Annotated in this window: 21 protein-coding genes and 1 pseudogene; 7 read left to right on the forward strand and 15 right to left on the reverse strand. The window is 66.7% G+C overall.

Annotated elements, in window-relative coordinates; all coding sequences use genetic code 11:
- Nucleotides 1-8: 8 nt before the first annotated feature.
- From MJ606_RS08155 to MJ606_RS08170, 4 genes and pseudogenes are all read right to left on the reverse strand, one after another.
- A pseudogene (locus MJ606_RS08155) lies at nt 9-490 on the reverse strand (bifunctional folylpolyglutamate synthase/dihydrofolate synthase); the annotation flags it as partial.
- A 24-nt stretch (nt 491-514) separates the two neighbouring features.
- Nucleotides 515-730: a hypothetical protein gene (locus tag MJ606_RS08160; protein WP_243049016.1), complete on the reverse strand. Its 216-nt coding sequence runs from the start codon at nt 728-730 to the stop codon at nt 515-517.
- A gap of 59 nt (nt 731-789) precedes the next feature.
- Nucleotides 790-1,695 carry a hypothetical protein gene (locus MJ606_RS08165; RefSeq protein WP_243049018.1) on the reverse strand — a complete coding sequence of 302 codons (906 nt, stop codon included), beginning with the start codon at nt 1,693-1,695 and terminating at the stop codon, nt 790-792.
- 1,073 nt (nt 1,696-2,768) lie between these two features.
- Complete coding sequence (locus MJ606_RS08170; protein WP_243049196.1) at nt 2,769-4,211, reverse strand: peptidase S10; 1,443 nt, start codon at nt 4,209-4,211, stop codon at nt 2,769-2,771.
- 259 nt (nt 4,212-4,470) lie between these two features.
- Here MJ606_RS08170 and MJ606_RS08175 point away from each other — a divergent pair, with 259 nt between their 5' ends.
- Complete coding sequence (locus tag MJ606_RS08175) at nt 4,471-5,154, forward strand: M17 family peptidase N-terminal domain-containing protein (RefSeq protein ID WP_243049024.1); 684 nt, start codon at nt 4,471-4,473, stop codon at nt 5,152-5,154.
- Between the two features lie 12 nt (nt 5,155-5,166).
- On the opposite strand, the gene MJ606_RS08180 is transcribed toward MJ606_RS08175, so the two are convergent.
- The 3 genes from MJ606_RS08180 to MJ606_RS08190 form a co-directional block, all read right to left on the reverse strand.
- Nucleotides 5,167-6,069, reverse strand: a complete 903-nt coding sequence (locus tag MJ606_RS08180; protein WP_243049025.1) for a patatin-like phospholipase family protein — start codon at nt 6,067-6,069, stop codon at nt 5,167-5,169.
- 91 nt (nt 6,070-6,160) lie between these two features.
- Nucleotides 6,161-6,757, reverse strand: coding sequence for an HAD family hydrolase (locus MJ606_RS08185; RefSeq protein ID WP_243049028.1), 597 nt, complete (start codon nt 6,755-6,757; stop codon nt 6,161-6,163).
- Nucleotides 6,758-6,874: 117 nt separating this feature from the next.
- Complete coding sequence (locus tag MJ606_RS08190; RefSeq protein WP_243049029.1) at nt 6,875-7,813, reverse strand: AraC family transcriptional regulator; 939 nt, start codon at nt 7,811-7,813, stop codon at nt 6,875-6,877.
- Nucleotides 7,814-7,988: 175 nt separating this feature from the next.
- Between MJ606_RS08190 and MJ606_RS08195 the strand changes: the two genes are divergently transcribed.
- Entirely contained in the window at nt 7,989-9,050 is a 1,062-nt protein-coding gene (locus tag MJ606_RS08195) for an NAD(P)-dependent alcohol dehydrogenase (RefSeq protein WP_243049031.1), read from the forward strand.
- A 50-nt stretch (nt 9,051-9,100) separates the two neighbouring features.
- On the opposite strand, the gene MJ606_RS08200 is transcribed toward MJ606_RS08195, so the two are convergent.
- Nucleotides 9,101-9,856: a YdcF family protein gene (locus MJ606_RS08200; protein WP_243049035.1), complete on the reverse strand. Its 756-nt coding sequence runs from the start codon at nt 9,854-9,856 to the stop codon at nt 9,101-9,103.
- A gap of 144 nt (nt 9,857-10,000) precedes the next feature.
- On the opposite strand from MJ606_RS08200, the gene MJ606_RS08205 reads away from it, so the two are divergent.
- The 5 genes from MJ606_RS08205 (at nt 10,001) to MJ606_RS08225 (ending at nt 15,455) form a co-directional block, all read left to right on the forward strand.
- A complete protein-coding gene (locus tag MJ606_RS08205) occupies nt 10,001-11,434 on the forward strand; it encodes a phospholipase (RefSeq protein ID WP_243049037.1) in 1,434 nt (477 codons plus the stop codon).
- A 194-nt stretch (nt 11,435-11,628) separates the two neighbouring features.
- Nucleotides 11,629-12,183 carry an RNA polymerase sigma factor gene (locus MJ606_RS08210; RefSeq protein ID WP_243049039.1) on the forward strand — a complete coding sequence of 185 codons (555 nt, stop codon included), beginning with the start codon at nt 11,629-11,631 and terminating at the stop codon, nt 12,181-12,183.
- Nucleotides 12,180-12,989 carry a hypothetical protein gene (locus MJ606_RS08215; protein WP_243049040.1) on the forward strand — a complete coding sequence of 270 codons (810 nt, stop codon included), beginning with the start codon at nt 12,180-12,182 and terminating at the stop codon, nt 12,987-12,989. The genes MJ606_RS08210 and MJ606_RS08215 overlap by 4 nt, the downstream gene beginning before the upstream one ends.
- Nucleotides 12,982-13,578: a YigZ family protein gene (locus tag MJ606_RS08220; RefSeq protein ID WP_243049042.1), complete on the forward strand. Its 597-nt coding sequence runs from the start codon at nt 12,982-12,984 to the stop codon at nt 13,576-13,578. Before MJ606_RS08215 ends, MJ606_RS08220 begins: the two co-directional genes overlap by 8 nt.
- 107 nt (nt 13,579-13,685) lie before the next feature.
- Entirely contained in the window at nt 13,686-15,455 is a 1,770-nt protein-coding gene (locus MJ606_RS08225; protein WP_243049043.1) for an ABC transporter transmembrane domain-containing protein, read from the forward strand.
- Nucleotides 15,456-15,493: 38 nt separating this feature from the next.
- On the opposite strand, the gene MJ606_RS08230 is transcribed toward MJ606_RS08225, so the two are convergent.
- The 7 genes from MJ606_RS08230 to MJ606_RS08260 all read right to left on the reverse strand — a co-directional run bounded on the left by MJ606_RS08230 (nt 15,494) and on the right by MJ606_RS08260 (nt 20,651).
- Nucleotides 15,494-16,228 (reverse strand): copper homeostasis protein CutC, encoded by a 735-nt coding sequence (locus MJ606_RS08230; protein ID WP_243049044.1) that lies wholly within the window; start codon nt 16,226-16,228, stop codon nt 15,494-15,496.
- A 1-nt stretch (nt 16,229) separates the two neighbouring features.
- Nucleotides 16,230-17,249 (reverse strand): N(4)-(beta-N-acetylglucosaminyl)-L-asparaginase, encoded by a 1,020-nt coding sequence (locus MJ606_RS08235; RefSeq protein ID WP_243049045.1) that lies wholly within the window; start codon nt 17,247-17,249, stop codon nt 16,230-16,232.
- 106 nt (nt 17,250-17,355) lie between these two features.
- The gene (locus tag MJ606_RS08240) at nt 17,356-17,562 is read right to left on the reverse strand and encodes a cold-shock protein (protein ID WP_026633225.1); all 207 of its coding nucleotides are present in this window, start codon (nt 17,560-17,562) and stop codon (nt 17,356-17,358) included.
- Between the two features lie 161 nt (nt 17,563-17,723).
- A complete protein-coding gene (locus MJ606_RS08245; protein WP_243049046.1) occupies nt 17,724-18,467 on the reverse strand; it encodes an S-methyl-5'-thioinosine phosphorylase in 744 nt (247 codons plus the stop codon).
- A gap of 95 nt (nt 18,468-18,562) precedes the next feature.
- On the reverse strand, nt 18,563-19,111 hold the full coding sequence (locus MJ606_RS08250) for a hypoxanthine-guanine phosphoribosyltransferase (protein WP_243049047.1): 549 nt from the start codon (nt 19,109-19,111) through the stop codon (nt 18,563-18,565).
- Nucleotides 19,108-20,130: a beta-N-acetylhexosaminidase gene (nagZ, locus tag MJ606_RS08255; RefSeq protein WP_243049048.1), complete on the reverse strand. Its 1,023-nt coding sequence runs from the start codon at nt 20,128-20,130 to the stop codon at nt 19,108-19,110. Before nagZ ends, MJ606_RS08250 begins: the two co-directional genes overlap by 4 nt.
- Nucleotides 20,124-20,651 (reverse strand): CYTH domain-containing protein, encoded by a 528-nt coding sequence (locus MJ606_RS08260; RefSeq protein ID WP_243049049.1) that lies wholly within the window; start codon nt 20,649-20,651, stop codon nt 20,124-20,126. The genes nagZ and MJ606_RS08260 overlap by 7 nt, the downstream gene beginning before the upstream one ends.
- Nucleotides 20,652-20,766 lie beyond the last annotated feature (115 nt).

Here is a 20,766-nt window from a genome sequence, read left to right on the forward strand (position 1 = left end):
CCGGGCTCCAGCGCATGCAAGGCCGCGATGGCCGAGGCGGCATTGGCGTATTGCACCGGCGCGGCCAGCGCCGGGTCGGGCAGGGTCAGCGTGGTGCCGTCGCGGTGACGCCAGCGCCAGCCGCCTTCGGTCAACCGCTCGACGGTGAAATCCACGCCGGCCCGCTGCACCTTCGCCCCGATGCGCTGCAAGGCCTCGAGCAGCCCTGCCGGCGGATCGAGCTCACCGACGATGACCGGCCGCCCTTCGCGGGCAATGCCGGCCTTTTCCACGGCGGCGAGGTATAGCTGCCCACACGCCGGCCAGTGGCGGCCAGCATGGCGACGGTGGAGCCCTTGCCATTGGTGCCGCCGACGGTGATCACCCGCCGTGCCGGCGCCGGTGCGCCCATGCGTTGCCATACCGCGCTCACACGATCGAGGCCCAGCTCGATGCTGCGCACGTTGACGCGGTCCTGGTAGGCCAGCCATTCGTCGAGACTACGGGTCATGCGGAGGGCACCGATGAGGTCAGTTCAGGCGTCCAGCGGACGCGTCCAGAAACGCAGGCGATGGGCGGTGGCGGTGTCCGCGCCGACCTCCTTCCAGTCCAGCGTGCAGAACATGTCGTCCTGGCGTTGGTAGCCGTGCTTGCGCCAGAACTCGTCCTTGGGACGATAGCCTTGCGGGCGACGCGGGTCGTGCTCCTCTCGCTCCACCGCGCAGAAGGCGGTCCAGCGGAAACCGGGCAAGCGGCGCGCATGCGCCTCGCGCAGCTTGAAGAAGCGCTGGCCGGTCCCTGCCGGCTGCGTCAGTTCAACCAGCAGGTCGGGTGGCCTATCAACGAATAGAAAATCTGTCCGTCTGTATCGCGCGCCCACGCATAGCCGCGTCCATCCCAACGGGAGGCGATGCCACGGATATCCCTGGACCTTCCCGCCGAGGAACCATAGAAGGGCACGCTCCCAAGGTTGGAGACATCCCCACGGAATCCCACGATCCAATACCCGGCAGCCTGGGCTCCCTGCGCGTTGCAGACATTTCCGAGGGCGATGCCCATGGATAATTGTTCGCCCGATCCCGATACGGGAGTATTGTCGCCATAGGATTTGGCGTCTCCAAACGTATACAGCTGCCCAAAGTTCATAAGAATGTAGTAGCCCTCACCGCTGGGCGTGGCCGCGATATCCACCGGAGAACGGCGATTGAAGATGTTGCCGAGCTTGCCCGTGACATCGCCATAGGGTTGTGCGGTTCCGACGGTGAAAAGCTGCCCTTTGCTGGTAAGCACCCATAGGCCGGTACCATCGGGCTTGGCGGTCAGCGCGACGATGTCATTGTCGCGGTTGGCGCGCCATCCGCTGCAGCGCTCTAAATTGCTGGTCGCCTCGCCGTTGGCGTCTTTGCATACTTTCTTGTCCACGGCGGCGCCATAGGCCCATAACTCGCCGGATTTCGTGTTCACGATCCAATAGCCGTCCGCGGCATACATGGACGTGATCACGCGTTTGCCCTGGCCCGGGAGGTCGGTGGGTCGTTCCTGCAGGAGTGGTGCGCCACCATAGGCGAGCACGCGGTCGGGGGCCAGCACCCAATAGCCGCCGGTGGGTGCCTGGCTCGATCGCGAGGGAGTAATGATGGTGGAGGCGGCCGCTTGCTGAGCGTACGAGATCAGCAGCGATAATCCGATCCAGGCTACGGTACGGTAAGTCTTCATCTGTGTGATTCCAGGACGAGTCAGGGGCGGGAAGCCGTTCGGTCAGCAAGCGTCGCTGCGGTTATGGCCCGATCCGTTGGGTGCGTTTCCAGTGAGCGTATCGAAGCATGCCCCCCTAAAATGAGGCGAAAATTAGCGCTTCATGCGCGAGGCAAACTCACGCGGCACACGCTGAGTCATCGCGACATATCACGGATCGAGGTGTGGAGTTATCGGGATTTAGCGGACAAGCCTTGAAGCGCCTGAAGCGCCCTCGTTGCAAAGGTGACCGAGACCTGCCGCAAGCAGGGCATCAGCGATGCCGACGTAACTACGTCTGGAAGAACGAAGTACGCCGGCATGGAGGTGTCGCAGCTCCTCTCGTGCGTGAGAACCTTCAGGATCCTCTCGTCGACGGTGGCTGCCCACTAGGTACTACGGCCCAGAGCTCATCGGCGCGGCGCTCAAACAGTGGGCGCAGCGCCATGGCATCGAACTGCTGCATAACCAGCCGGGTAAATCCACCCAGAACGCGTACATCGAGCGCTTCAACCGCACCTTCCGCACCGAAGTGCTCGATCGCTACGTCTTTACCACGCTGACCGGAGTCCGACACATGAGCGAGGACTGGCAACACCGTTACAACCATGACCGACCGCATCGCTCTCTCGGTGTTCTGTCGCCGATCCGCTATGCCATGGCATCATCATCCACCTACTTCCGGATGACTCGAAAGTACGAGGACGCTTCATTGCCACCCGGAAGGAAGACCGATCGCGTACCCATACCCAAGGGGTCAGGACACTATGACGGCATGTCGGAAAGTGTTCAGACCCCATAGGTTCGGCTGACTGGCCGGATGTCGAGGCCGCTGGCCGCGTTGCTGAGACGATCGCTGGTCTTGCCATGGGCGTATGCCGTTCGAGAGGGCACCGGCGTTCTAGAAGCCGGCGAGCCGATCCAGCGCATCCCAGGTGGAATGCAGGCTCCGTTCTAAGAGACGGCCCCAATAAACGGCATCGCCCGGCTCGCTGCCGTAGGCGCAACGCGCAAGCGCGCACACCTACGTGCAACGAACCGGGCGACGTGGGTTCTTACTTTGCGCCGAACAGCGTCGCGGCATCCGCCTTGAAAGCGGCCGCACTGGTGGAGCGGCTATAGAACATGTGGCCGCCCGGATAAATCGACAGCTTCACGCGTTGCGCCTGGCCGAAGCTGGGCAGTTGGTCGATGATCAGGCGCGAGGTGTAGAACGGGCACGACAGGTCGTTGTAGCCATGCACGATCAGCACCTTCATGTTCGGATCGTTGGCGATCGCCTTGCGCAGGTCGGCCACCGGCTTGTCGTCCGCATCGCCACGGTCCCATGCCTTGTTCACGGCGTACGACAGCGCCTCGTAATGCGCGTCGGTCTTCCAGCCCACCTCGCGGGTGATGAAGTCGACCATGGCGCTGGTGGTCGGCGCGAGCAGCGCATCGAGAATCGGATCGCCCGACTGGCGCTCGGCCGAACCGGGGAACGGATCGAACGCGGTCACGTTGGAGTCGTACACGCTGCCGATCTTCTTTTCGCTGCGATGCGTCTCGCGCAGGAAGGTGCCGATATCGACGCGACCGTCGAGCTTGGCCACCAGCGCCGGGTCCAGGCCGGTATACGCCGACACCTTCTGCACCATGCGATTGATCGCGCCGGGGTCGGAGCGGCCCGCCAGGAAATCGGTGACGAACTGGGTACGCACATAGGTTTCAACGTCGGCCATCGCGGCGGGTGTCAGCTTGCCCTGGCTTTCCAGGTGGCCGGCGGTCATCGACGGCAGGTTGATCATCCATGGCAGCGGCGACAGCGCATCGCCATCGCCGATGGCGGCCGGGTCGAGATACGGCGACACCATCACCAGGCCATTGACGCCAACGCCCATCTGCGTCTGCAGGGCGTAGGCAATGCGTGGCGCGCGATAGCCGCCGTAGCTCTCGCCCATCACGTACTTGGGCGCACGCAGGCGGCCATGCTTGACCAGCCAGTCGTAGACCACGCGCGAGAGATACTTGATGTCAGCCTCGGTGGAGTAGAAATCCTTCTTGGTGTGCTCCTCGTCCTCCAGCGAACGCGAGAAGCCGGTGCCGACCGGGTCGATGAACACCAGGTCGCTCATGTCGAGCCAGGTGTTGGCATTGTCCTGCGTGATCGCCGCATCCGACGGTGCGTCGCCATCCACGCCGAACTGGATACGCTTGGGACCGATCGCGCCCATATTGAGGTATACCGACGACGCCCCCGGACCGCCGTTGAAGGCGAACGTCACCGGCCGATGCGGATCGTTGCCCGGCACCGTGTACGCGGTATAGACCACATCGGCGATCTTCTTGCCCTTGGCGTCACGCACGGGAATCGTGCCCACCGTGGCTTCGTAGGAAAGCGTACGGCCACCCACGCGAACGCTTTGCTTGATGGTCTTGTCCGCCGGCAGTGGCGGCAGCTCCAGGTCGGGTTTCTTTTCAGCACCGGCGTCGGCGGCCGGCTTGGCGTCGGCCGCCATGGTGCTCCACGGCGCAAATGCCAGGCCCGCCACGAACACGGCAGCGCACCACGCGGCACCGCGCGCCACACGGGCAACGCGACCACGGACAGGAAGCTCACGAATCATCAGGTGTCTCACAGGAAAGATTTCAAAGGGATGCGACCGGCTCACCCAGGACACGCCTTGCCGCCCGTCCCTGCTGGGACGACCCGGCACGCGCCATGTGCGAACCCCATAGATGCGGCAAGCCACCACCACGTCACCAGTGCCGTAAGGCATGGGTGGGCGGGCAAGTCGAGTTGACGGCAGCGCTATGCTCTACGCCTGGGCCTGGGAGGCTGGAATCATGACCGAGCAGCGAACGATCGGCGTCTTGCATGGCGTATCCATTGACGTTGCCGCCTGGGATGGCGCGAAGGCGGCCGTCGACCTGTCTTTCGCCTGCATGTTTGAGCGCGAACTCACCGGCAACGGCCCGACGGGTGGCCTGCGTCACCTGGATGACGCGCTCGGCGGCGCGCTCACCGAACTTCGACGCGCGGGATATTTCCAGGCAAAGCCCATGGAAACGCTCTTGATCAACCGCCCGCCGGCGACCATCGTCGCCAAGGCCATCATGCTGGTGGGCCTGGGCGATCCATCCACCTGGTCACCCGCACTTACCGCAGAAGCGGCGGCAACCGCGCTGCGCGCCGCCATCCAGCAGGATGCAAGAAGCGCCGCCTTCGCACCCAGCCTGCTCGATACGGGATTGATGCCGAACGCAACGAGCGGCGTCGCCGACGCGATGCTGAAAGCAGTGGCCGACGCCATTTCGACGCAGGCGCATCTGGCGGCGATGGACCTGGCTGCGCCGCACGCGCTTCGCCAGTGGGTATTCGATGTCGGGCTGGAACACTTGGATGCAACGACCGAACACTTTCAGGCCACGTTCGCGGCGCTCACGCCCTGGCAGCGCTGACCCGTTCCGCACTCAAGGCTCGACCGGTTTCAGCGTCAACAGTCCGTCAGCCAAGAACCTGGCCGCATCATGTTTGCCGAGCGCCAGCGCCGCGTGGATATCGGCGCGCGGCCGGCAATCCCAGGTCGACACGGGAATGCGTTGGCTGGCCTGAAGGTAGTAACGATCGCGATGAAGGAACAGCGGCGGCAGTTTCGGGTAATGCCGGGTAAGCAGCACCAGGGTGTGGCGTCGCTCGGCCAGGGTCTGCTCGGGCACCGGCACGCTGTCGAGATAGCCGCCGTCGATCGCCACGTCGCCATTGATTTGTCGCGCCCGCATCAGCGGCGGCGCCGCCGCGGCGGCGGCCAGCAACGTCTGTGCTTCCTCCAGGGTGGTGCATTGCTGCAAGGTCACGAAATCCTGTCGCAGCCCGAGCATGCGGGGCAACTGAGGGTGCAGGCGACCCCACAGCCACTTGTCCACGAAATACGACAGCGTACCGGCAACGATCGATCCCCTGAGACCCAACGCGCGTGCCGGCCGGGTCAAGGCAATCTGCAGCTGTTGCGGAGCCTGGCGCACCGTGTCGAACGTCTCCTCATTGAGAAACGAGGCAAGCCAGACGGGATAGATCCGCTGATGGGCAAAACGCCCTTCAGCCGGGGCAGCATTGCGCCACTGAAAAATTCGAATGTTGCCGCCGAACAGTTGCTGACAGGAGTCGAACGCGCGCCGCAATCCATCGTTCGCCACAGCGGCGGTTGCGATCGCTGCACCGGCACTGGTGCCCACCAACGTATTGGGCAACTGCCAGCCGAGACTCAGCCAATGCGTAAGCGCGCCCGCCTGCCACCAGCAGCGATTGCCGCCGCCGGCAAAGACCATCGTTTCAACCCGGGACAAATTCAGCGCGGTCACTGCCTGGATTTGCATGATGCTCTGCCGATCACGGTTGGACTTGCATGGATGGGGGGCGCACGCGCCGCAGTCAAGGTGTGGACTGGCGCCACCGCCCTGCCCGTCGCTAGGCGGGCACTTCCTGCCACCGGAAATAGCGCCGATGGGCGATCTGCAGCAGATCGAGGTCTTCCCGGGTATCACCATAGGCATAGACCACCGGGAAAGCGCCGAGGTCATAGCTTTCATGCACGCGCCGGGGCTTTTCCTCGTTGACGCATTGCGCGCCCCGGTAGCGGCCGGTGAGCACACCGTTCTTCACCTCGAGTTCGGAACAGATCAACTCAAGCTCGTGCTGCTCGCACCAGTGGGCCAGATAGACGTCCAACGCGCCCGAGACCACCACCACCTTGTCGCCTTGCTGCTTGTGCCAGCGGATGCGTTCCAGTGCAACGTCGCGCAACACGCCCGGCAGCACGTCGCGCGCAAAACGCCGGCCCTGTTCGCTGGCCTGCGACGCGTCCATGCCGGCGAGTCCCACGCGCACGGCGCAGGCGCGTATCACATTGCCCGGCACCAACCTCAACTTGTAGCCGATAAGGATCGGCGCCAGCACGAGGCTTCCCAGCAGGCGCCGCTTCGGCGGCACGGCGAACTCCAGAAAGGGCTGGAACATGGCGCGGTGCGTGATCGTTCCATCGAAGTCGAACAAGGCAAGATTCATGGCGCATCCCGTTGCCGATAAAACGCTGGCCATGCGCGACGACCGACCGCGCCCGCACGCCAGCGGAGCGGCATGCTCCGGGGCAACGGCAGGCAGCGTCAAGTGCTGACCGCGTGCTTACGCCGCCGTGCCCGCATCGGCCATGCGCAGGCGCGCCACATCGCGCAGCGGCGGCGCGCCGAACTGCCGGCTGTATTCGCGACTGAATTGCGAGGGGCTTTCATAACCCACCCGGTGCGCGGCGGTGGCCACGTCGCACTGCCCGGCCAGCAGCAGCCGGCGCGCCTCGTGCAATCGCAGCTGCTTCTGGTACTGCAGCGGACTCATCGCGGTGATGGCACGGAAGTGATGGTGCAGCGACGACGCGCTCATATTGACGCGCCCCGCCAGCTCCTCGATGCGCAACGGCTGGTGATAGTGGCGACGCAACCAGTCGATGGCACGCGACACCTGGTGCCCCTGGCTACCGGAGGTGGCGATCTGGGCCAAACGTGCGCCCTGCTCGCCGGTCAACAGGCGATAGAGCAGCTCGCGCTCGATCAGCGGCCCCAGCACGGCGAGGTCGCGCGGCGCATCCAGCAGGCGCGCCAATCGCAGCAGCGGGTCGAGCAGGCCGGCATCCAGCGGGCTGAGCGAAAGCCCCGGCGACGAGGCAGGAGCCACCCGCACGGGCTCCACTTCCGGCAGCAGCTCGCGGATGCGCTGCAGGTCGAGCCGGAAGGTCAGGCATAGACAGGGCTGCTCCGGCGAGGCACGCAGCACCTGCGAGGACACCGGCACGTCGACCGATGTCACCAGGTACGAGGCCGGCTCATGCACGAATGGATGCTGCCCCAGCAGGATCTGCTTGGCCCCCTGCAGGGCCAGCCCGAGACCGGGTTCGTACATGGCGCACGTCGGCGCGCCCGGGGTGTCCGCGCGAAACAGGGTCAGGGCCGGCCAGTGCGTGGCATGCACGCCTTGGTGAGACGCCAATCGTGCAACGATCGCTGTCAATTCCTCGCGATCCTGCCCCAGGCGTGAATCGAGCAATGGGGAAGAAGTCTTATGGTTCATGGCATTGCCGGAAGAGCGACCCTGGCAAGCTTGCCTGTTCCTCCGCCCGTTGGCGAGGGCGGCGCACTGGGCGCCGCAGGATCAGGCAAGGATCTCGCAGGATCCGGCTACCCGCCGCCGGCACGTGGCTCGCATACTGGCGCCCTCGCTGAATACCGCCACCCAGGAGTAAAGCATGGCCCTCTCCATTCGCGGCTACGCCGCCCAGTCCGCCACCACGCCACTGGCCGCCCACGACTTCCAGCGCCGCGACCCGCGCCCGGACGACGTGGTGATCGACATCCTTTATTGCGGCGTCTGCCACAGCGACATCCACCAGGCCCGCAACGAATGGCACAACAGCATCTATCCGATGGTGCCCGGCCACGAAATCATCGGCCGCATCAGCTCGGTGGGCGACAAGGTGACCGGCTTCAAGGCCGGCGACATGGTCGGCGTCGGCTGCATGGTCGACTCCTGCCAGCACTGCGCCTCGTGCAACGCCGGACTCGAGCAGTATTGCCAGGAAGGCCCCACCTGGACCTATAACGGCGTGGATCGCCGTGACGGGCTGCCGACCTTCGGCGGCTACTCCGAGCGAATCGTGGTATCGGACAAGTTCGTGGTGCGCATCTCCGACAAGCTCGACCCGAAGGCCGCCGCGCCGCTGCTGTGCGCCGGCATCACCACCTGGTCGCCGCTGCGCCACTGGAAGATCGGCAAGGGCAGCAAGGTGGCAGTGGTCGGCCTGGGCGGCCTGGGCCACATGGGCCTGAAATTCGCCAAGGCGATGGGCGCGGAGGTGACGCTGTTCACCCGCACGCCAGGCAAGGAAATCGAGGCGCGTCGCCTCGGTGCCGACCACGTGGTGCTGTCCACCGATGCGGCGCAGATGGCCGCCGTGGCGCGCCAGTTCGACTTCATTCTCGACACCGTGCCCTCGCCGCACGACCTCAACCCCTACCTCAACACGCTGACCCTCAACGGCGTGCTGTGCCTGGTCGGCCTGCTCGAACCGATCGAGCCGCCGGTACAGGCAGGCATGGTGGTGATGGGGCGCCGCTCGATCTCGGGCTCGGCCATCGGCGGCATCGCCGAAACGCAGGAGATGCTGGATTTCTGCGCCGAGCACGGCATTGTCAGCGACATCGAGATGATCGATATCAAGGACATCAACCATGCTTACGATCGCATGCTGAAGAGCGACGTGAAGTACCGCTTCGTGATCGACATCGCCTCGCTCAAGTCCGCCGCCTGAGCAAACTGCCGGGCCGCCCCACGAAGGCGGCCCGGCGTTTTCATGCGGCATCAGGCGCCCAGCGGCGGCGCCTTAGGCGCGTTCCAGCCCATCACGTTGTAGACGTGATAACGCAGGATGCCCAGGTACTCGTGCAGCGTCACGTCAGCCAGCAGGAAGTTCCAGGCATCGGGCAGCAGTTGGCGATCGGCCCGCAACCAGTCACCGGCCACCGGCTGCAAGCTCACGCCGAAATGCGCGAAGTACAGCAGGCTGCGCCGCAGGTGAATGCCCGAGGTCACCAGCACCAGGTGTTGCGGTGCATAGTCCCGCAGCAGCGGACGGCTGAACTGGGCGTTCTGCCAGGTGGTCATGCTGCGCGTTTCCAGCGTCAGGTCAGCCGCCGGAATACCCAGCTTGCGCAGCGCGCGCCCGTACACCACGGATTCGGGCTCGCCGTGATCCTGCGAGTCCCCGCCACAGACCACCAGGTGGCAATCGCCCCCCGTCGCCTTGCACGCGGCATAGAGCTGGGCCGCCTTCAGGATGCGGCCGTCGGCGAAGAACGATGGAATCAGCGAATCATGTTCCGGATGCACCGTGCCGGCACCCAGCAGCACGATCGCATTGCGCTGGGCCCAGGCAACGGGTGGGTCCGGACGATAGTCAGCCTGCAGGTCGCGCACCATCACGCGCGGCACCATGCCGCAACCGATACCGATGAAAAACAGCACCACCAGTGCCAGCAGGACATGACCTGGCCAGCGCCGGCGCATCCGGTACAGCAACACGGCCACCAGCAGCGTGACGAACAGCACGGTGAGCATGGGCTCCCCCGAGGTTGGAAACTCATGGCATCTTAGAGCCTGACCGCAACGCGAGGCGAGCGCGTGCAGCATGGGTCGGCAAACCCCCATGGACACGCCCGCCGTGAGGAAAGCGGCAACCCTGGCTAGGCATGGAACCTGCGCATGACCACTCTCGTTTTCGTGCACGGCTGGAGCGTCACCAACACCTCGACCTACGGTGCCCTGCCCCAGCGCCTGCAGCAGCAGGCCGTTGCCGCGGGCATCGCGCTCGACATCGCCGACATCTGGCTGTCCGAATACGTGAGCTTCGACGATGCCGTAACCATGGCCGACGTGGTGCGCGCCTTCGACCACGCGCTGCGCGACCTGCCTTTGCACGACGGCCGCTTTGCCTGCATCACCCACTCCACCGGCGGGCCGGTGGTGCGCGAATGGTTGCGTGCGCAGCGCGAGCGCCCGGGTGCTTTCGGCTCGATGCGACTCACTCACCTGATGATGCTGGCGCCGGCCAATTTCGGTTCGGCGCTGGCCCAGTTGGGCAAAGGTGTATTGGGCGAGCTGCGCGCATGGACGGACAGCGTCGAGCCGGGGCAACGCATACTCGATTGGCTGGAGCTTGGCAGCGCCGAATCGTTGGCGCTCAACCTGGACCATATCTACGGCGGCGATCCGGCGTCACAGGGGCAGTACCTGTTCGTGCTGACCGGCGATCGCCCCGATCGCTCGTTGTATGACCACGTCAACAGCTACACCGGCGAGGACGGCTCCGATGGCGTGGTGCGCATCGCCGCCGCCAATCTCAACGCCCATCACGCCGTGCTTGCGCGCAAAAGCGGCGCGTCGGCCGATACGCTGGCACTGCATCTCGCCAGCGCACCGCGCACTGCCTTCAAGCTCATTCCCGGCGCATCCCATTCCGGTAACCAGCAAGGCATCATGGCCGCCGCACCCGATGCCACCGTGGACGCCTTGCTGCGCTGCCTGCGCGTGGACGATGCCGCCGGCTACACGCAGCTGTGCGACGACTTCGCTGCCGAGAACGCCGCACGTGACGCCGACAGGGTGGAGCTGGAAGCAGTTGGGCCGTTTCCGTCGCGCGTGCACATCCATGATCCGCGCAGCCTGCTGATCGTGCGCCTCAGCGACGAAAGCGGCGAGCCGCTGCTGGGCAGCCGCCTGCTGCTGAAGGCGGGCACGCCGCCCAACCCGGACTGGATGCCGCAAGGCTTCATGCTGGATCGCCAGGCCAACAGCCAGCATGCGAACGTGGTGTCGTTCTTCCTCAATCACGCGCTGCTTGCCGGCACCGCGCGCGTGGCCGATCCGGCCAACCGCCGCAAGACGCTGCGCCATGCCATCGCCGCGCACCGCCCGTATGGCGCCACCGTGCAACCGGCCGACCTCGGCGGACTGGTCCACCATGCCATCGCCAGCACGTCGGCAGATGACGACCTGTTTCAGGTCATCGGCCCCCACCAGACCACCGTGCTGGACGTGGTGCTGCCACGCAAGGTGCATGAGGGGGTTTTCCGCCTGACCAGAAAACGGGAGCCGGAGGATTTCCGGTGGCTGGTAGCCGGGGATGTCGTTCCTTGACCTCGGGCGAACTTGCCACGGGCGACTTCCGCTCCGGCCCAGGCGCGTCGCCGTAACCCCGTGGGCCATCGACCCGCGTTGCATGGATATGACCTCTTCAAAGTCGCCCTGCCCCCATGCCCAGTTCCCCAGCGGCGACCTGCGCCGCCATTGATGCTTACCACGCTCGCCGGTTTGGCTTAACCTCGCCGCCCATGGATGCCCCCGTGGACGACGATGCGAAGCTGATGCTGGCCTATGCGCATGGCGAGCTGTCGGCGTTCGATGCGTTGTATGCGCGGCACCGGGGCACGCTGTATCGCTTTCTGCTGCGCACCACCCGCGATTCGCGGCTGGCCGAGGAGCTGTTCCAGGACACCTGGAGCCGCGTCATCGCCGCACGCACACGCTACACGCCGCAGGCCAGGTTCAGCACCTGGCTGCTGCAGATCGCGCACAACCTGCTGATCGACAGCCATCGACGCAAGCGGCCCATGGCCACCGGCGAGGATGCGGAACATGCGCTGGCCAACCTGGCCGGCCCCGATCACGAACAGCCCGAGCATGTACTGTCCGAGTTCGAGCGCCGCCGCCGCTTGCAGCGTGCGATCGAGGCCCTGCCCGACGAGCAACGCACCGCCGTGCTGCTGCGCCTGGAGAACGACCTGAGCGTGGAGGACATTGCCCAAGTGACCGGCGTGGGACGCGAGACCGCCAAGTCGCGCCTGCGCTATGCCATGAACCGATTGCGCGAACAGCTGGCCGAATGACTACGCACCACCACCACGACGAACCGCTGCCGGGCGAGGACGAGCTGAAGGCGCTCTACCGCAGCCTGCCGCGCAACGAGCCGACGCCGGCCCTTGACGATGCCGTGCGGCGCGCGGCGGCGGCCCCGCTGCGCACGCGCCGCACGGCACGCTGGCCGGTGACTGCGGCGAGTGCTGCCGTGCTGGTGCTTGCCGCCGGACTGGGCTGGCAGATGCGCGACCGCGTGCCAGGCATGCGGCAGACGCCGGCGCCTGCCGCGGTCTCCGCCAGCACGCCAGCACCAGCGGCCACCGCTGCGCCAGCGATCCAGGCCGTGGATGAGAATGCCGGCAAGCCGGCCTCCGCCACGATCCCGGCCCAGCGCTTCCATGAAGCCATCCGTTCGGCGACAAGGCCACGGGTGGTGTCGTCCGCTCCATCCATCCCGTTGGCGGCACCGCCATCTGCCCCGGAGATGACCGCCGCGCCGGAGCGCGTGATGGCGCCAGTGCCACCTGCGCCGACCGTGGCAGTGGCAGCGCCAGCCCCTGCCGAAACACCGACCGGCGCTGGCAACCGCATGGCCACCATGAAGGCCATGGCTGCCTCGCCGCCCCTGCCGATCGCGCCCGCACCGGTGCCCGCGATGGACCCCACCGCAGCCCGCTCCACCGATACCCCCGCGCAGGAGCTGGACAAGATCCGCCAGCTGCTGACCCAGCAGCGCCGCGACGAAGCACTGCGGCGCCTGGCCGCCTTTCAACGCGCGCATCCGGACGTGACACTACCGGACGACTTGCGCGCCCAGCTTCCCGACCATGACTGACATGCTGCACACCCTCGCCGTCGCCTGCCAGCACAGCGAGGACATCAAGAAAAGCCGCTTTCTCGCCCAGGCCGCACCGGTGCAGACGCCCGAGCAGGCGCTGGCTTTCGTGCGCCAGGTGAGCGATGCCGCCGCCACGCACAACTGCTGGGCCTACCGGATCGGCCAGGACTATCGCTTCAACGACGATGGCGAACCGGGCGGCACCGCGGGTCGCCCGATCCTGCAAGCCATCGAGGGCCAGGGCATCGATCGCGCCGTGGTGGTGGTGACGCGCTGGTACGGCGGCATCAAGCTCGGCGCCGGAGGATTGGTGCGCGCCTACGGCGGCACGGCGGCCGAGTGCCTGCGCCGCGCCGAGCGCGTGCCCATCGTGGCGATGGCGCGGCTAGGGTTGCGTTGCGACTTTGCCGAACTGGCCTTGCTCAAGGCGCGCCTGCGTGAACTGGACGCCGAAGTCCAGCAGGAGCGTTTCGATGCGGACGGTGTGGCGCTGGAGATTCAGCTGCCCGAGGGACGCGTGGACGAGGCGCTGTCCCGCATCACCGATATCAGCCGCGGACGCCATGGCGGACGGCGGCTGGATTGATATCGGCGGCAGGCTGCCCCACGTTGACTGCGTTGCCAAGCGTTGGTCGCGCCCAGGGCGCGCCGCCTCTTGCCGATCCCCTCCAACACCACCGCCCGCGAGCCCCCATGAGCGAACCCGCTGCTACGCCACGCCCATCACGCCGCCTTGGCGCCCTGCTGCAGCTGTGGCCGTTCCTGCGGCCGCACCGGGCGCTTGGCATCGGCTGGCTGGTGTTCCTGGGCATCTCCTCGGGTGCCACCCTGGTGTTGCCGATTGCAGTGCGCCACATGATCGACCAGGGTTTTGGCCACTCCAACGCGGCGGCGATCAACACCACCTTCCTGGGCCTGTTCGGCGTGGCGCTGGTGCTCGCCTTCGCCACCGCCGCCCGCTACTACTGCATCACCCTGCTGGGTGAACGCGCGCTGGCATCGCTGCGCGCCAAGTTGTACGCGCATGTGATCCGGCTCGATGTGGGTTTCTTCGAACGCAGCCGCGTGGGTGAGCTGATCTCGCGCCTGGGCACCGATACCGAAGTGATCCAGGCGTTGATCGGTTCGGGCATCTCGGTGGCACTGCGCAGCGCGGTGATGCTGCTGGGCGCCACCGCCATGATGGTGTGGACCAGCCCGCGCCTGGCTGGTCTCACCGCGCTGGTGATCCCGGCAGTGATGCTGCCCATCCTGGTATTTGGTCGCCGCGTGCAGAAGCTGTCGCGCGCCAGCCAGGATCGCCTAGCCGACGCCGCCGCCATCGCCAACGAAACGCTCAACGCCGCGCCGGCGGTGAAGGCGTACGCACGCGAGGACATCGAGAGCACCCGCTACGGCGGTGCCATCACCCGCGCCCTGGCCACCGCGCGCAAGCGCATCGGCATGCGTTCCATGCTGACGGCCGCGGTGATCGTGCTGTTCTTCGGCGCCATCACCCTGGTGCTGTGGGCCGGTGCGCGCGACGTGCTGGCGGGCACGCTGGACGTGGGCGTGCTGGGCCAGTTCGTGATTTACGCCTTCTTTGCTGCCGGCTCGCTGGCCGGCCTGTCGGAAGTATGGGGTGACGTATTGCGCGCCGCGGGCGCGATGGAGCGCATCGGCGAGCTGTTCGAGGAGCGCGCCGAGATCACCAGCCCCGCGCAACCCACGCCGCTGCCTCGCCCCATGCGTGGCGCGCTGCACTTTGACAACGTCACCTTTCACTACCCGACGCGCCCCGATGCTCCCGCGCTCCACGATTTCGACCTGGCCATCCAGCCCGGCGAAACGGTGGCGCTAGTAGGTCCCTCGGGCGCGGGCAAGAGCACGGTGTTCGCGCTGCTGCTGCGCTTCTACGACCCACAAACGGGACGCATCACGCTCGACGGTGTCGACCTGCGTGCGCTCAGCCTGTCCGAGCTGCGTGGCGCCATTGCGCTGGTGCCGCAGGAGACGGTGATCTTCGGTGGCAGCGCCGCCGACAATATCCGCTTCGGCCGCCAGGATGCCGGCGACGATGAAGTGCGCGAGGCCGCTCGTGCCGCCGAGGCCAACGACTTCATCAGCGCCCTCGGCAAGGGCTACGACGAGGAACTGGGCGAGCGCGGCGTGCGTCTCTCCGGTGGCCAGCGCCAGCGCATCGCGATCGCCCGCGCGATCCTGCGCGACGCGCCGCTGCTGCTGCTCGACGAGGCCACCTCGGCGCTGGACGCGCAATCGGAAGCGGCCATCCAGCAGGCGCTGGAGCGGCTGGAAAAGGGGCGCACCACCCTGGTCATCGCCCATCGCCTCGCCACCGTGCAGCGCGCCGATCGCATCGTGGTGATGGATGGCGGACGCATCGTGGCCCAGGGCACGCACCAGAGCCTGCTGGCCGAAGGCGGCCTGTACGCGGAGCTGGCGCGGCTGCAGTTCACCGCCTGAGGCGGCACGTAGCCATCGTCCCCGCCCGAAGGCCTCGGTCAGCCGAGGCTTCGCAGCGCCTCCACCAGCACCCGCACTTCGCCCGCGTCGCTGCGAATCTCGCCGGCCGTCATGTCCGGCAACACCGTATTCGTGTCATGCATGTGCGACACCAGATCGCGCTTGGCCGAGGCATGGAATTCGCGCGCGCCGGTGAACCGTGCCAGCTCGCCGATGTTGTCCGCGCGAATGCCCGCGCCCGGCATGACGATGATGCGGTCCGCTGCCTGCTCCACCAGCATGCGAAGGGTGTCGGCGCCCGCCACGGCAGAACGCGCCGCGCCGGAAGTGAGCACCCGTTCCACGCCCAGCACCATGACATCCTCAAGCGAGCGCGACAAATCACGCGTCATGTCAAAGGCGCGATGGAAGGTCACGCCCATCGCGCCCGCCGCGCGGATCAGTTCGCGGCAACGCGCGGTGTCGACGTGGCCATCGGCATCGAGCACGCCCAGCACCACGCCATCGCAGCCCAGCGCGGCACAACCTTCGATATCGCGACGCATGGTTTCCATCTCGGCATCGCTGTACAGGAAATCGCCCGCACGCGGACGAATCAGTACATACAGCGGCAACGCCACCTGTTCGCGCACCAGGGCGATCTGGCCATGGGAGGGCGTCAGCCCGCCCAGCTCCAGTCCGCTACAAAGCTCGATGCGCCCCGCCCCGCCCGCCTGTGCGGCCAGCGCGGAGGCCAGCGAGTTGGCGGCTACTTCCAGCAAGCGTGTGGCCATCTCAGAACACGCTCTTGGCCGGCAGCAGGCCGTCCTGGCGCCCGGCGTCGCATACCGCGTAGGAGAAGCCGGGCTGGATCGCGAATGCGCCGACGTCGCCGTCGCGGTTCATCGCCAGGAAGCCGACCTGCAGATCCTTCGATGCGTTGGGGCGCTTCTTCACGATGCGCATGACCGCCTCGTGGCAGGCCTCCTGCGGCGTGCGGCCGTGGCGCATCAGCTCCACCACCAGGAAGCTGCCGGCATTGCGGATCACTTCCTCGCCGACGCCGGTGGAGGTGGCCGCGCCGACCTCGCCGTCCACGTACAGGCCGGCGCCGATGATCGGGCTGTCACCCACGCGGCCGCGCAGCTTCCACGCCATGCCGCTGGTGGTGCAGGCGCCGGCCAGGCGCCCCTGCGCGTCGATCGCCAGCATGCCGATGGTGTCGTGGTTGTCCTTGCCTCCGGGCAGGCCGGTCTTGCCGTAGTCGCGCACTTCGCTGTTGATCGAGGGCTGGTAGTGGGCGGTCTTCAGCCATTCCTTCCACGCCAGCTCGGATTCGGGCGTCAACAGCTCCTCTTTCTTGAAGCCCTGCTCCAGCGCGAACTGCAAGGCGCCGTCGCCCGCCAGCAGCACGTGCGGCGTGCGCTCCATCACCCGGCGCGCCACCTGGATTGGATGGGCGATGTGTTCCAGCGCCGCCACCGCGCCGCAGCTGCCGTCCGCATCCATGATGCTGGCGTCGAGCGACACGTGGCCGTCGCGATCGGGATAGCCCGCGCGCCCCACGCTGTGATTCTTCAGGTCGGCCTCGGGCACCATCACGCCGGCCTCCACCGCGTCCAGTGCATGCCCGCCCTGGGCCAGCACCGGCCAGGCGGCCTGGTTGGCGGCCACGCCGAAATCCCAGGTGGAGACGACGCGCGCGCCGGAGGCGCCCTTGCCGGTCGCCGCCGCGGTGGCGCCCACCTGGCCCGCCAGCGCCCATGCCGATGCCCCCAACAGGGAGGCCTTCAGGAAATCTCTACGGTCCGCCATGGCTTGCTCCAAACATCCCCTGTTCAAGAAAACAGAAGCCCCGCGTCTTGCGACGCGGGGCTTCTCCATTACCTCGATGACCGGCGCGCGCGCCGGCTCGCCGAGATCAACCAGCGATCTCGACGCCCGAAGCCTGGGCACCCTTCGGGCCCGTGGTGACTTCGAACTTCACGCGCTGACCTTCCTGCAGGCTACGAAAGCCCTTGGAGTTGATCGCCGAAAAGTGGACGAACACGTCCTCCCCACCGTCCTCGGGCGCGATGAAGCCGAAACCCTTGGCATCGTTGAACCACTTGACCGTACCGAAACGCATTGCGTGAACCTCTGAATCATGGACTGGATGCACCACGGTATAGCGCTGAACCACCTTGACCCCTTGGTCCGCCGCCCCTGGCACAGCGGAAGTATCAACATGTTTGATGGCAAAGCGCAATATGGTGTTCGTTTTTGCACGATCAAAACCGAACCTGCTGCTCAGCTTTTGAGCAATTGGCCAAGGATGCGGGGCACTTCGGCGGTGGCTGCCGCCAGATGGGCGAAGATTTCCTCGATGCTGATCTCCGCCTCGTCGCCACAGCCGGCGGCAAAGTTGGCCACCAGCGCCAGGCAGGCGTAAGCCAGGTCCAGTTCGCGGGCCAGCACCGCCTCGGGCATGCCGGTCATGCCCACCAGGTCGCAGCCGTCACGCTTCATGCGGGCAATTTCCGCACGCGTCTCCAGCCGCGGCCCCTGGGTGGCGCCATAGCAACCGCCATCGATCACCGCGACGCCAGCCTTCCCTGCCGCCTCGATCAGTTCACGGCGCAGCGCTTCGGTGTAGGGCTCGCTGAAATCGATATGCCGGACCTCGGCACCCTCGACGTCGCAAAAACTTGTATAGCGACCGTAGGTGTAGTCGATGACCTGGTCGGGCACCACGATCACTCGCGGCCCCATGTCGGCGCGAATGCCGCCGACCGCGTTCACGCCGACCACGCGACGCGCGCCCAGCGAATGCAGCGCCCACAGGTTGGCGCGGTAGTTCACGCGGTGGGGCGGCACGGTGTGGCTTTCACCATGGCGGGCCAGGAAGGCCACGCGCCGCCCGGCGAAGTCGCCGATGACCACGTCGCCCGAGGCCGCGCCGAACGGCGTATCCACGCGGTGGCGCGTGGCGTTCTCCAGGCCGGGGAAGTTGTACAAGCCGCTGCCGCCGATGATGGCGAGATCGATAGTCACGGGTTGTTCCTGCGTTTGAATCCAATGTCTTTCGCCATGGCGGCCAACCGCCCGGCGAATCCCTGCTCAGCCGGCCGCGCCGGCACGATGGCGGCTCACTTCAGCGCGTAGATGCCCGGCAGGTTGCGCCCCTGCTCGTGGTAGTCCATGCCGAAGCCGAATACATAGCGATCGGGCAGCTCGACGCCGTTGAAGTCCGAGGCGACGCCTTCGACCAGGCGGTCGTGCTGCTTGGTGCACAGGCTCACGATCAGCACGCGGCGCGCGCCACGGCGCAGGCAGTCGTCGCGCACGGCCTTCAGCGTATGGCCTTCGTCGAGGATGTCATCGACCAGCAGCACGGTGCGATCGGTCAGGTCGACCGCCGGCTCGCGCAACCAGTGCAGCTCGCTGCCCGAGGTGGCGCCGCGATAGCGGGTGGCGTGCACGTAGTCGAATTCCAGGTCGGTGCGGATCGCCAGCGCCAGGTGGCCGGCAAAGATCAGCGCACCGTTCATCACGGTGAGGAACACGGCCCGCTCGCCGTCGAGCGCGGCATCGATGCGGCGCCCGATGTCGGCGATCACCGATTCCAGCGCGGCGCGATCGAACAGCAGGTCGGCGTCGGCCAATGCCGCCGTCAAGGAGGGAGTAGTTGTCGTCATGCCGGTGTGTGTCCTTCCACGGCGAGCAACGCCGTGATGCGCGCGATGAAACGGTCGCGCTGGGGGTTGTCGGTAAGTCCTTCCCAGGTGGACGCCACGGCGCCGCGCAAGGCGGCCAGGCGTTCCGGCGCGGTCGCGGCGCGACCCTGCACGGCGGCGATCGCCTCGTCGACCACGTCGGGGAAGCAGGCCAGCACGAGATCGCAGCCGGCCTCCAGGTGCGCGGCGACGCGTGCCGCCGCGCCACCGGCCGCACCGGCGGCGGCCATGCTGATGTCGTCGCTGATCACGGCGCCATTGAAGCCCAGCTCGCCGCGCAGGATGCCTTCGATCCAGCGCCTGGAAAAACCGGCCGGCTGCGCGTCCACCGCGGGATAGATGACGTGCGCCACCATCACCGCCTCGGCATGCGCCGCCATGCCTTCCACGAAGGGAACCAGGTCGTCGCGGCGGATCTCGTCGAGCGGACGCGGATCGACCGCCGTCGCCTTGTGCGTGTCCACCGCCACCGAGCCATGCCCCGGGAAATGCTTGAGCACCGCCGCCATGCCGCCCAGGTGCATGCCGCGCACATAGGCCTGCGCCAACTCGGCGGCCACGACGGGATCGGCATGGAAGGCGCGCGTGCCGATGGCGGCATTGCCGCGCGCAAGATCGACCACCGGCGCGAAACTGAAATCCACGCCGCTGGCGCGCAGCTCGCTGGACATCACCCAGGCGTGCTCTTCGGCGAGCCGGATGGCATCGTGCGGATCGCGGTCGTACACCGCGCCGATGGCGGACAGCGGCGGCAACCGCGTGAACCCTTCGCGGAAACGCTGCACCGGGCCACCTTCCTGGTCGACGGCGATGAGCATGTCGTCGCCGCCCACCTCGCGAATCGCATCGACCAGCGCCATCAACTGCTCACGCGAGCTGAAGTTGCGCGAGAACAACACCACGCCCGACACGCCCGGTGCGGTCAGCCAGGCATGTTCGGAAGTCGCCAGCGTGGTGCCGGCCAGGCCGATCATCAGCATGACGTGGGTTCCTCGACCGCCAGGCGTTCGTCTCGCGTCCATTGCCCGTAGGGATGGGCGATCAGGTTGACGTTGTAGTAGCGGGCCAGGTGACTGACTTCGCGCCCCAGCCAGGACGGCCGGGGAAACGGCGCATCCGGCGCGGTGAGCTCGACCTCGGCCACCACCAGGCCGGCGTTGTCGCCGAAGAACTCGTCGATCTCGAACAGCGTGCCGTCCACCATGACGTGATGGCGGATCTTTTCCAGCACGCCATCGCACAGCTCGGCGAGCATCTGCTCGGCATCGGCCAACGGCATGGGGTACTCGAACTCCGCCCGTTCGATGCCGAGCTGGGCTGACTTGATATTGAGCCAGGCGCGCTCGCCGGCGCGGCGCACCCGCACGGACGCGCGCGCCGCACCGTCGCGCAGCGCTTGCGCACCGACCAGGTAGCCCTGCGCGATGCGCTCGCTGCGCGAGGGAAGCTCGCGCCAGCGGTCATCATTCAGGAGGAATTTGCGTTCGATCTCGATGCCCATGGTGCAACCCGTGCGGAAAGTTGAGTGAGGTGGCGAAGAGGAGACGCGCTGGACCGTGCCCCTTCCCCGACACTCACTGGAAGTCCATCGTCATTCCGGCTTTTGCCGGGATGAG

Source organism: Dyella sp. RRB7 (assembly GCF_022761115.1).
GTDB lineage: Bacteria > Pseudomonadota > Gammaproteobacteria > Xanthomonadales > Rhodanobacteraceae > Dyella.